12 protein-coding genes are annotated in these 11,502 nt (G+C 63.1%); 7 read left to right on the top strand and 5 right to left on the bottom strand.

Annotated elements, in window-relative coordinates; all coding sequences use genetic code 11:
* Window positions 1-26: 26 nt before the first annotated feature.
* Complete coding sequence (locus INT12_RS23425; RefSeq protein ID WP_193059034.1) at window positions 27-1,181, bottom strand: patatin-like phospholipase family protein; 1,155 nt, start codon at window positions 1,179-1,181, stop codon at window positions 27-29.
* A 30-nt stretch (window positions 1,182-1,211) separates the two neighbouring features.
* On the bottom strand, window positions 1,212-2,147 hold the full coding sequence (locus INT12_RS23430) for a lipid A biosynthesis lauroyl acyltransferase (RefSeq protein ID WP_046483992.1): 936 nt from the start codon (window positions 2,145-2,147) through the stop codon (window positions 1,212-1,214).
* A 119-nt stretch (window positions 2,148-2,266) separates the two neighbouring features.
* Here INT12_RS23430 and minC point away from each other — a divergent pair, with 119 nt between their 5' ends.
* The 7 genes from minC to INT12_RS23465 all read left to right on the top strand — a co-directional run bounded on the left by minC (window position 2,267) and on the right by INT12_RS23465 (window position 9,019).
* A complete protein-coding gene (gene minC / locus INT12_RS23435; RefSeq protein WP_193059035.1) occupies window positions 2,267-3,004 on the top strand; it encodes a septum site-determining protein MinC in 738 nt (245 codons plus the stop codon).
* A gap of 200 nt (window positions 3,005-3,204) precedes the next feature.
* Window positions 3,205-4,017: a septum site-determining protein MinD gene (minD, locus tag INT12_RS23440; RefSeq protein WP_003209098.1), complete on the top strand. Its 813-nt coding sequence runs from the start codon at window positions 3,205-3,207 to the stop codon at window positions 4,015-4,017.
* Between the two features lie 3 nt (window positions 4,018-4,020).
* Window positions 4,021-4,275, top strand: coding sequence for a cell division topological specificity factor MinE (gene minE / locus INT12_RS23445; RefSeq protein ID WP_003175252.1), 255 nt, complete (start codon window positions 4,021-4,023; stop codon window positions 4,273-4,275).
* A gap of 96 nt (window positions 4,276-4,371) precedes the next feature.
* Window positions 4,372-5,007 (top strand): RluA family pseudouridine synthase, encoded by a 636-nt coding sequence (locus INT12_RS23450; RefSeq protein ID WP_015885133.1) that lies wholly within the window; start codon window positions 4,372-4,374, stop codon window positions 5,005-5,007.
* A 161-nt stretch (window positions 5,008-5,168) separates the two neighbouring features.
* Window positions 5,169-6,458 (top strand): M18 family aminopeptidase, encoded by a 1,290-nt coding sequence (locus INT12_RS23455; protein WP_193059036.1) that lies wholly within the window; start codon window positions 5,169-5,171, stop codon window positions 6,456-6,458.
* Between the two features lie 143 nt (window positions 6,459-6,601).
* Window positions 6,602-6,778, top strand: coding sequence for a hypothetical protein (locus tag INT12_RS23460; RefSeq protein ID WP_017845812.1), 177 nt, complete (start codon window positions 6,602-6,604; stop codon window positions 6,776-6,778).
* 72 nt (window positions 6,779-6,850) lie between these two features.
* Window positions 6,851-9,019, top strand: coding sequence for a mechanosensitive ion channel family protein (locus INT12_RS23465; RefSeq protein WP_102618023.1), 2,169 nt, complete (start codon window positions 6,851-6,853; stop codon window positions 9,017-9,019).
* 72 nt (window positions 9,020-9,091) lie between these two features.
* On the opposite strand, the gene INT12_RS23470 is transcribed toward INT12_RS23465, so the two are convergent.
* From INT12_RS23470 to INT12_RS23480, 3 genes are all read right to left on the bottom strand, one after another.
* Window positions 9,092-9,313, bottom strand: coding sequence for an MbtH family protein (locus tag INT12_RS23470; protein WP_017845810.1), 222 nt, complete (start codon window positions 9,311-9,313; stop codon window positions 9,092-9,094).
* A gap of 82 nt (window positions 9,314-9,395) precedes the next feature.
* Window positions 9,396-10,808, bottom strand: coding sequence for an aspartate aminotransferase family protein (locus INT12_RS23475; RefSeq protein ID WP_046382551.1), 1,413 nt, complete (start codon window positions 10,806-10,808; stop codon window positions 9,396-9,398).
* 174 nt (window positions 10,809-10,982) lie between these two features.
* Window positions 10,983-11,502: N-acetylmuramoyl-L-alanine amidase (locus tag INT12_RS23480; RefSeq protein WP_193059037.1), on the bottom strand; the 520-nt coding region annotated here is incomplete at its 5' end.

Raw genomic sequence — 11,502 nt, forward strand, 5'->3', positions numbered from 1 at the left:
GGGAGCTGGCGTGCCTGCTCCCAAATTCAGCTAGGGGACCGCCCCAAAAACCGGGTTATCTCCTCGCGCTTGGCCAGCGCATCACTGCGCCCCAACTCGATCAACTCACTGCAATACCCCGCCTCGAACAGCAAGTAACTGAGCACCCCCGCCCCGCTGGTCTTGGTCGCACCTGGCCCGCGCAGGAACAGGCGCAACGCCGCGGGCAATTCCTGCCGATGCCGCGCCGCGATTTCATCGATCGGCTGACTCGGCGCAATCACCAGCACATCCACCGGCGCCAGGCCCCGGGCCGCGCTGTCGGCGGGCTGGAAATGGCTGAACTGGTTCAAGCGCTCCAGCAACTCGATATCGCTTTCCAGGCTGTCAATGAACGTGCTGTTGAGCATGTGCCCACCGATCTGCGCCAGGGTCGGCTGCTGGCCGGTGTAGGCGCGCTGCGAGGCGTGTTCATGCTCGACGCCGCGCGGGTTGCCGCTGACACCCACCACCAGCACGCGGCTGGCGCCCAGGTGCAAAGCCGGGCTGATGGGGGCCGATTGCCGCACCGCGCCATCGCCGAAATACTCCTGGTCGAGCTTCACCGGAGCAAACAGCAAGGGGATCGCCGAACTGGCCAACAGGTGTTCGACCGTGAGCCGGCTGGGCACACCGATACGTCGATGGCGCAGCCAGGCATCGATGGTGCCGCCGCCCTGGTAAAAGGTCACTGCTTGCCCGGACTCGTAACCGAAGGCCGTGACCGCCACCGCCTTCAGGTGTTTTTCGCGGATGGCCTGGTCAATGCCATCCAGGTGCAGCATCTCGTGCAGCAGATCCCGTAGCGGCGCGCTGTTGAGCAGCGCCACCGGGACCTGGGCGCCCAGGCCGAGCAGGCTGTGGAAACAGAAACGAGCGGCCTGGTGAATCACCCCCGGCCAATCGCTGCGCAGCACCAGGTGGCTGCGAAAGCCCTGCCAGAACGCCGTCAGACGCTCGATCGCCGCGCTGAAGTCCATGGCGCCGCTGGCCAGGCTCACCGCGTTGATCGCGCCGGCCGATGTGCCGACGATCACCGGAAACGGATTGGCCGCGCCCGGCGGCAGCAACTCGGCAATCGCCGCCAGTACCCCCACCTGATACGCCGCACGCGCCCCGCCGCCGGAAAGAATCAAGCCTGTAACCGGTTCAGCTGGGCGCATTGCGTCACTCCATGTAGAGAAAGGCGGGTCTTACCGACGGCGTTTTTCGTACAACCTGGGCTCACCCGGCGGCCGGCTCTTGAAGCGGCGATGGGTCCACAGGTATTGCTCGGGGCATTCGCGCACCGAGGTCTCGACCCACTGGTTGATGCGCAGGCAATCGATCTCATCGGTTTCGCCGGGGAAATCGCTCAACGGCGGGTGGATCACCAGGCGATAACCGCTGCCGTCGGCCAGGCGCTCCTGGGTAAACGGCACCACCAGCGCCTTGCCCAGGCGGGCGAACTTGCTGGTAGCGGTCACGGTGGCGGCCTGGATGCCGAACAGCGGCACGAAGATACTTTGCTTGGCGCCGTAGTCCTGGTCCGGCGCGTACCAGATGGCGCGGCCGGCGCGCAGCAGCTTGAGCATGCCGCGCACGTCTTCACGCTCCACGGCCAGGGAGTCGAGGTTGTGGCGCTCGCGGCCACGGCGCTGGATAAAGTCGAACAGCGGGTTGCCATGCTCGCGGTACATGCCATCGATCGTGTGTTTTTGCCCGAGCAGGGCCGCGCCGATTTCCAGGGTGGTGAAATGCAGGGCCATGAGGATCACGCCCTTGCCGTCCAACTGAGCCTGCTTGAGGTGCTCCAGGCCTTCGACGTGGGCCAGCCGCGCCAGGCGCTGGCGCGACCACCACCAACTCATGGCCATTTCAAAGAAGGCTATGCCGGTGGAGGCGAAGTTTTCCTTGAGCAAATGTTTACGCTCTTGCGCGGACTTTTCCGGGAAGCACAGTTCCAGGTTGCGCGCGGCGATGCGGCGACGTTCGCCGGCCACGCGGTACATGCCCGCGCCCAGCAGGCGACCAATGGTCAGCAGCACGCGGTATGGCAATTGAGTGACCAGCCACAGCAGGCCGAGTCCCAGCCATAGCAGCCAAAATCGCGGGTGAAAAAATACAGCTCGAAAACGCGGGCGATCCATTACAGATTCCGGTAAAGACAAGGGCCGCGCATTCTACAACGGTTCGACTCGGCTTGCGGCCAGTGGTTGTTCTCGTTATAAGTCTCGACACTTTTCGTGACAAGCCGCTTTTGCCGACCATGAGCCAAACCGAACCGCTAGACCAAGATCCCGTGTTCCAGCTGAAAGGCAGCATGCTCGCCATTACCGTGCTGGAATTGGCCCGCAATGACCTCGACGCCCTGGACCGCCAGCTCGCCGCCAAGGTCGCCCTGGCACCGAACTTTTTCAACAACGCGCCGCTGGTGCTGGCCCTGGACAAGCTGCCAGCCGGCCAGGGCGCAATCGACCTGCCGGGCCTGATGCGCGTGTGCCGCTCCCATGGCCTGCGCACCCTGGCGATTCGTGCCAGCCGTATCGAAGACATTGCCGCCGCCATCGCTATTGAACTGCCAGTACTGCCACCGGCCGGTGCCCGCGAGCGCCCACTCGATCCGCTGGCCGGTGAAGTGAAGAAAAAACCGGAAAAACCGCCGGAGCCGACGGTCAAGCCGACCAAGATCATCACCTCCCCCGTGCGCGGCGGGCAGCAGATTTACGCCCAGGGCGGCGACCTGGTGGTGATCTCGTCGGTCAGTCCGGGCGCGGAACTTCTGGCCGATGGCAACATCCATGTATACGGCCCCATGCGCGGACGTGCCCTCGCCGGCATCAAGGGTGATACCAAGGCACGTATTTTTTGCCAGCAGTTGACCGCTGAACTCGTGTCGATCGCAGGTCAGTACAAGGTTTCAGAAGATTTGCGCCGCGATCCACTGTGGGGCGCCGCGGTACAAGTCAGCCTGTCGGGCGATGTGTTGAACATCATCCGTCTTTAACGGATACTGCCGCATTTTCCAAGCATCTCTAGACTCTGATAGCACAGCGAAACCGGCAAGACTTGCGTAGGACTCATTTGAAGTTGGCGTTTCCCCGCGGAAACCACCTCTTTTCCCTACAAAGGCTGTCCGCCTGCAGCGAGTTCCAAGAGATGTTTTTCGGGGGCTGAAAAGTCCTTTTTCCTTAGGGGTGAAACACCTTGGCCAAGATTCTCGTGGTTACATCCGGCAAGGGTGGTGTGGGTAAGACCACCACCAGCGCCGCTATCGGTACCGGCCTCGCTCTGCGCGGCCACAAGACAGTCATCGTCGACTTCGACGTCGGTTTGCGTAACCTCGACCTGATCATGGGCTGCGAACGCCGCGTGGTGTACGACTTCGTCAACGTGGTCAACGGTGAAGCCAACCTGCAACAGGCCCTGATCAAGGACAAGCGCCTTGAGAACCTGTACGTACTGGCCGCCAGCCAGACCCGCGACAAAGATGCGCTCACCAAGGAAGGCGTAGGCAAAGTCCTCGCTGAACTGAAGGAAACCTTCGAATACGTGGTGTGCGACTCCCCGGCCGGTATCGAAACCGGTGCTCACCTGGCGATGTACTTCGCCGACGAAGCCATCGTGGTGACCAACCCGGAAGTCTCCTCGGTACGTGACTCGGACCGCATGCTCGGCCTGCTGGCCAGCAAGTCCCAGCGCGCCGAAAAAGGCGAAGACCCGATCAAGGAGCACCTGCTGCTCACCCGCTACAACCCTGAGCGCGTCAGCAATGGCGAGATGCTCGGCGTTGAAGACGTCAAAGAGATCCTCGCAGTGACCCTGCTGGGTGTCATTCCCGAGTCCCAGGCGGTGCTGAAGGCCTCCAACCAGGGCGTCCCGGTGATTCTGGACGACCAGAGCGACGCCGGCCAGGCGTACAGCGACGCGGTTGATCGCTTACTGGGCAAGACCGTGGAACACCGCTTCCTCGATGTCAAGAAGAAGGGATTCTTCGAGCGTATCTTTGGAGGCAACTAAACAATGAAATTTCTCGACTTCTTTCGCGCCAACAAAAAGCCAAGTACCGCGTCGGTAGCGAAAGAGCGTCTACAGATCATCGTGGCGCACGAACGCGGCCAACGCAGCACCCCGGACTACCTGCCAGCCTTGCAGAAGGAACTGGTCGAAGTGATCCGCAAGTACGTCAATATCGGTAACGACGACGTACATGTCGCCCTGGAAAACGACGGCAGTTGCTCGATTCTGGAACTCAATATCACCCTGCCCGATCGTTGATCGAAAGGGCGGTCGCCACGGCGGCTCCGTCACCTTGATCCCTTTGCGGGAGCCGGGTGATCGAGCCGCCGTTGGCGTTTGTTACGAGGCTGTTTAATGCCGTTGTCCAACATCCATATCCTCTACCAGGACGCCGCCGTCCTGGTGGTGAACAAGCCGACTCTGCTGCTCTCGGTGCCCGGCCGCGCCGACGACAACAAGGACTGCCTGATCACCCGCCTGCAGGAAAACGGCTACCCAGAGGCCCGAATCGTCCATCGCCTGGATTGGGAAACTTCCGGGATCATTCTGCTCGCGCGGGACGCCGACACCCACCGCGAACTGTCCCGCCAGTTTCATGACCGCGAAACCGAAAAGGCCTACACCGCCCTGGCCTGGGGTCAACCGGAATTGGACAGCGGCAGCATCGACCTGCCCCTGCGCTACGATCCGCCAACCAAGCCACGCCATGTGGTCGACCACGAGTTCGGCAAGCATGCGCTGACCTTCTGGAAGGTGCTGGAACGTTGCGGTGACTGGTGCCGCGTCGAGCTGACGCCGATCACCGGGCGCTCGCACCAGTTGCGGGTACACATGCTTTCCATCGGCCACCCGCTGCTCGGCGACGGCTTGTACGCCCATGAACAAGCCCTGGCCGCCTGGCCGCGCCTGTGCCTGCACGCGAGCATGCTGAGCTTCACCCACCCGCAAAGCGGCGAGCGGCTGCGCTTCGAGTGCCCGGCCCCCTTCTAAAGCTGTAAACACCGTCAAATGTGGGAGGGGATTGCAGTGGGTCAGTGAACAAATGCAGTGACTGACACTCCGCCATCGGGGGCAAGCCCCCTCCCACATTTGTTTTGTGCACTTCTTGCCATCGAACGGTAAACTTGCGGCATTGCTGTCTGGAGCTATTTATGCGCGAAGCGTTGAATCAAGGCCTGATCGACTTCCTCAAGGCCTCCCCTACTCCTTTTCATGCCACTGCGGCCCTGGCCCAACGCCTCGAAGCGGCCGGTTACCAGCGTCTCGACGAGCGCGACACCTGGACCACCGAAGCCAACGGGCGCTATTACGTGACCCGCAACGACTCCTCGATCATCGCCTTCCAGCTCGGCCGCCACTCGCCGCTGCAGGGCGGTATCCGCCTGGTCGGCGCCCACACCGACAGCCCGTGCCTGCGGGTCAAGCCGCAACCCGAGCTGCAACGCCAGGGTTTCTGGCAACTGGGCGTCGAAGTCTACGGCGGCGCATTGCTGGCACCGTGGTTCGACCGCGACCTGTCCCTGGCCGGCCGCGTGACCTTCCGCCGCGACGGCAAGGTCGAAAGCCAGCTGATCGACTTCAAGCTGCCGATTGCCATCATCCCCAACCTGGCCATCCACCTGAACCGTGAAGCCAACCAGGGCTGGGCGATCAATGCCCAGACCGAACTGCCGCCGATCCTCGCGCAGTTCGCCGGCGACGAGCGCGTGGACTTCCGCGCCGTGCTCACCGAGCAGTTGGCCCGCGAGCACGGGCTGAACGCCGATGTGGTGCTCGATTACGAGCTGAGCTTCTACGACACCCAAAGCGCCGCCGTGATCGGCCTCAATGGCGACTTCATCGCCGGCGCCCGCCTGGACAACCTGCTGTCGTGCTACGCCGGCCTGCAAGCCTTGCTCACCAGCGAGACCGATGAAACCTGCGTGCTGGTGTGCAACGACCACGAAGAAGTCGGCTCCTGCTCGGCCTGCGGTGCCGATGGCCCGATGCTCGAGCAGACCCTGCGCCGCCTGCTGCCCGAAGGTGATGAATTTGTCCGCACCATTCAGAAATCGCTGCTGGTATCGGCCGACAATGCCCACGGCGTCCACCCGAACTATGCCGACAAGCATGACGCCAACCACGGCCCGAAACTCAATGCCGGCCCGGTGATCAAGGTCAACAGCAACCAGCGCTACGCCACCAACAGCGAAACCGCCGGTTTCTTCCGCCACCTGTGCATGGCCGAGGAAGTCCCGGTGCAGAGCTTTGTGGTGCGCAGCGACATGGGCTGCGGCTCGACCATCGGCCCGATCACCGCCAGCCACCTGGGCGTGCGGACCGTCGACATCGGTTTGCCGACGTTCGCCATGCACTCCATTCGCGAACTGTGCGGCAGCCATGACCTGGCACATCTGGTGAAAGTGCTCGGCGCGTTCTACGCAAGCCGCGATCTGCCCTGATCCAAAGGCCGGATGCAGTTAAACATGTGGGAGCAAGCCCCCTCCCACATTTGGCTTCGCGTGGACCTGATCTATATCACCTGCATTTCCCGCAATCCCACCTAGACTTGTCAGTATTCCCACTCTGAGAAGGCCATCGCCTCATGATCACCATGTCCTCCTTCCACGCCATGCTCATCCCTATCCTGATCGGCATGATCATGCTCGCGGTCGGCTTCAATTTTCGTGACAAGCCCCTCGGCGTGTTCGGCATGTGGATCGGCATGCTGTTGATTCTGGGCACCGTGGTTTACAAGATCCTCGCTAAACTCGCTGAATAACAAATGCACTCGCATTGGGCATAGGGGCCTCGTACACTCGGTCAATTCGTCGTTTTCAAGGTTGACCGCCTCGTGCTTTCCCGTCTGCTTGCCCTGCCCTGCTGTTTGCTGATCGCCCTGCTTACCCTGCTCCCGCTCGCCCCGGCCCAGGCCATGGGTTTGCCCGGGCTGCTGGGTGGCACCAGCAAGCCGCAACCCCAGGCCGAGCTGCCGCTGGGGCAGTCGCTGGACGAGGTGATCAAGACCCTGGAAAACGACCAGCAGCGCACCCAGTTGCTGAACGACCTGAAAAAGCTGCGCCAGACCGCGCAAAAGGCCCAGCCGGCCGCCGAACAAGGCGTGCTCGGGCTGATCGGCAGCACGTTGTCCGGCCTTGAGCAGCAGTTTTCCGGCGCCGACAGCCCACTGGGACGCTGGTCCGACGAAGTGGACATGGCCACGGATGAACTCAAGGCCTTGATGCTGCCGGCCAGCGAATGGCTGCCGATCATCTTCGGTTTTGCCCTGATCCTCGCCGTGTGGAGCCTGCTGGCTGCCGCGCTGATCTGGCTCAGCCACCGGGTGCGCGAGCGCTTCGGCCTGACCGAAGAACTGCCGCAACACCCGCGCACCTGGGACTTGCTGCGCTTCGCCCTGCGCAAACTGGGGCCGTGGCTGATCGCGCTGGTAATCACCGTGTACCTGAGTTACGCGCTGCCCTCGTCCCTGGGCAAATCCCTGGCGATGGTGCTGGCGTATGCGCTGGTGGTTGGCACCTGTTTCTCGGCGATCTGCGTGATCGCATTCTCCGTGCTGGACGGCCCCCATCGCCGTCACGCGTTGTATATCCTGCGGCGCCAGGCGTTCCGGCCGTTGTGGTGGATCGGCAGTTTCGCCGCTTTTGGCGAAGCCCTGGGCGACCCCAGGCTGGTCGCTGCGCTGGGCCAGCACCTGGCGCACACGGCGGCAACCGTCGCCAATGTGATGGCCGCGTTGTCCACCGGCGTGTTCATCCTGCGCTTCCGGCGGCCGATTGCGCACCTGATCCGCAACCAGCCGCTGTCCCGTCGCCTGACCCGCCGCGCCCTCAGCGACACGATCGAAATCATCGGCACCTTCTGGTATATCCCGGCCCTGCTGTTGGTCGGCATTTCACTGTTCGCCACCTTCGTCTCCGCCGGCGACACCAGCACCGCCTTGCGCCAGTCGCTGCTCTGCACGGTGTTGCTGGTGCTGTGCATGGTGATCAACGGCCTGGTACGCCGCCATGCCCTCAAGCCGCAACGCGGGCACAAGCGCCATGCGCTGTACTCCGAGCGCTTGAAGAGTTTCGTCTACACCCTCGCCCACCTGCTGGTGTGGCTGACGTTTATCGAGCTGGGGCTGCGGGTCTGGGGCCTGTCGCTGATCCGCTTCACCGAAGGCGACGGCCATGAAATCAGCGTCAAGCTGTTCGGCCTCGGTGGCACGCTGCTGTTTGCCTGGCTGATCTGGATTCTCAGCGACACCGCGATCCATCACGCCCTCACCCGTTCGCGCAAAGGCCTGGCCAACGCCCGTGCGCAAACCATGATGCCGCTGATCCGTAACGTGCTGTTCGTGACCATCTTCATCATTGCCGCCATCGTCGCCCTGGCCAACATGGGCATGAACGTCACGCCGCTGCTGGCCGGTGCCGGTGTGATCGGCCTGGCCATCGGTTTTGGCGCGCAGTCGCTGGTGGCGGACTTGATCACCGGCCTGTTCATCATCATCGAAGACTCCCTGGCCATCGACGACTATGTCGACGTCGGCGGCCACCTCGGCACGGTCGAGGGCCTGACCATCCGTACCGTGCGCCTGCGCGACATCGACGGCATCGTGCATACCATCCCGTTCAGCGAGATCAAGAGCATCAAGAACTACTCCCGTGAGTTCGGCTACGCGATCTTCCGGGTAGCGATCCCCTACAACATGGAAATCGACGATGCGATCAAGTTGATGCGCGACGTCGGCCAGAAAATGCGCAACGACCCGCTGCAACGCCGCAATATCTGGTCACCGCTGGAGATTCAGGGCGTGGAAAGTTTCGAGTCGGGCAGCGCGATTCTGCGGGCGCGCTTCAAGACCGCGCCGATCAAGCAGTGGGAGGTGTCGCGGGCGTTCAACCTGTCGCTGAAACGTCATCTGGACGAGGCCGGGCTGGACCTGGCCACGCCGCGCCTGAGTGTGCAAGTGGTGACCGGCGCGTCGGGCGGGCTGGAGAAAGACAAGAACGCCTGAGTCCTGAGGGTCAATGTGGGAGCAAGCGGCCGAGCCCCACATTGGATCTTCGCTGATGTCAGTGTCGCGGGTTCAAGCCAGCGCGGTGCCGTCCATTTTCTGGCGCAGGCTCAACGGACGCATGTCGGTCCAGACCTCTTCGATGTAGGCCAGGCACTCCTTCTTCATGCCGCTCTTGCCCACGGTGCGCCAGCCTTCCGGCACGGCCTTGTAGTCGGGCCAGATCGAATACTGTTCTTCATGGTTGACCACTACCTGAAACAGGATGTCGTCGCGGTCGAATACTGAGGTCATTGCTGTTCTCCATCGCTCAAAGGCCGGCTGCGCACCACGCGCAGCGCTGATATCTGTAGGAACGTACCAGGCGGGTAAAAAATTAGAGGCTGGCGACCGCCGCAGCCAGGGCACGCCCGAAGATCTCGGCGACCTGGTCGATCTGGGCGGCGCTGATCACCAACGGCGGCAGGAAGCGCACCACGCTGCCATGGCGGCCGCCCAGTTCCAGAATCAGGCCGCGCTTGAGGCATTCACGCTGCACCAGCGGCGCCAGTTGGCGGTGGACCGGCGGGTGGCCCTGGATATCCGGCGCGCCGTTCGGGTCCACCAGTTCCACGCCGAGCATCAACCCGCGCCCGCGAATATCGCCCAATTGCGCAAAGTCGCGCTGCAGGATGCGCAACTGCTCCGCCAGGCGCTCGCCCATCGCCGCCGCATGGCCGGCCAGGTCGTGCTCCTTGAGGTAGCGCATCACCGCCGACCCTGCCGCCATCGCCATCTGATTGCCACGGAAGGTGCCGGCATGGGCGCCCGGCAACCAGGTGTCGAGCCAGTCGCGGTACACCACCACCGCCAACGGCAGGCTGCCGCCGATGGCCTTGGACATCACCACCACATCCGGAATGATGCCCGCGTGTTCGAAGGCGAACATCTTGCCGGTGCGCGCGAAACCGCTCTGGATTTCATCGACGATCAACGCCACACCCGCCTGCTCGGTAATCCGCCGCAGGCCGCGCAGCCAGTCGAGGTCCGCCGGGATCACGCCACCCTCGCCCTGCACCACTTCGACAATCACCGCCGCCGGCAACAGCACCCCGGCTTCCGGGTCGTTGAGCAGGTTTTCCAGATAATGCAGGTTGACCCGCACGCCTTGCGCGCCGCCCAGGCCGAACGGGCAACGGTAATCGTAGGGGAACGGCAGGAATTGCACGCCATTGCCGAGCAAGGCGCCCAAGGGTTTCTTCGGCCCCAGGCTGCCCATCAAGCTCAGCGCGCCCTGGCTCATGCCGTGATAACCGCCCTGGAACGACAGCACCGTGCTACGCCCCGTGGCGGTACGTACCAGCTTCAACGCGGCCTCCACCGCGTCAGTGCCGGTGGGGCCGCAGAACTGGATTTTCGCTTCCTGCGCCAACGCGGCCGGCAACAGGCCGAACAGGTCTTGCACGAATTGATCCTTGACCGGGGTGGTCAGGTCGAGGGTGTGCAACGGCAGTTCGTCGCTCAACACCTGCTGGATGGCGGCGATCACCACCGGGTGGTTATGCCCCAACGCCAAGGTGCCCGCTCCGGCCAGGCAGTCGATGAAACGGCGGCCTTCCACGTCTTCCACGTAGATGCCCTTGGCGCGCTTGAGTGCCAAAGGGATGCGCCGCGGGTAGCTGCGGGCGTTGGACTCCTGCTGACGCTGGCGTGCCAGCAGCGGGCTTTCGTCGAACTGGTAGAGCGTTTCCACGGGCGCCGGGCTGACCTGCACCCGAGCGTCTGCGATTTGGCTGGTAGCGACTGACATCTCTGGATCCCTCGATACGCGGGTGATGGTGACCAAACTGCCGATCCGTTGGCATCTGGCCCAAGGGCCTGCGCGCGGATTGCCTGTTGTGGAAACGCACCAGCGTCGAATGGATTTAGGAGTTGTGGCGGTTAACGGACGGATCAAGCGCCGCCAATTGAGCCGCGCTCGCTGTCAAAGGCCCCGATACTTGTCATTCAGCGCATACAAAATCGCACACGTCTCAGCGTCCAGGGCCCCGCCGTAATCCCTGGGCCGAAAGTGCATTTGAAACGCGCGGGTCCGCAGCTCGAACGCCTGGCGATTCTGCGCCGGTTTATACCCGTAGCGCTGAAACGCCCGCTCCACTTCCACCTCGGGCGGTAACCCGACACAAAAGCGGCGCTGATACATCGCCCGCGTTGCTTCATCGAACCAGGCCCCCACGCCCGCCTCGAACAGGCCGCGCCAAGGCAAGCGCGGCCCCGGATCGCTCTTGCGCCAGTACGCCACATCCGAATGCCCGAGGATGTCGCTCGGGCCGATGTGCGGGTAACGCGCGAGAATGTCGCGCAGCAATTCAATCAATACCTCCACCTGCTCCCGAGGGTACGCAGGAAAGGTAAACACCCCGCCCTCATCCCGCGCTAGGTTGACGACCTCGATGCCGATCGCGCGGCTGTTGAGGTTGTCCCGTCCACCCCAGTGGCTCGCC

Source organism: Pseudomonas sp. K8 (assembly GCF_014889455.1).
GTDB classification, from domain to species: Bacteria; Pseudomonadota; Gammaproteobacteria; order Pseudomonadales; family Pseudomonadaceae; genus Aquipseudomonas; species Aquipseudomonas veronii.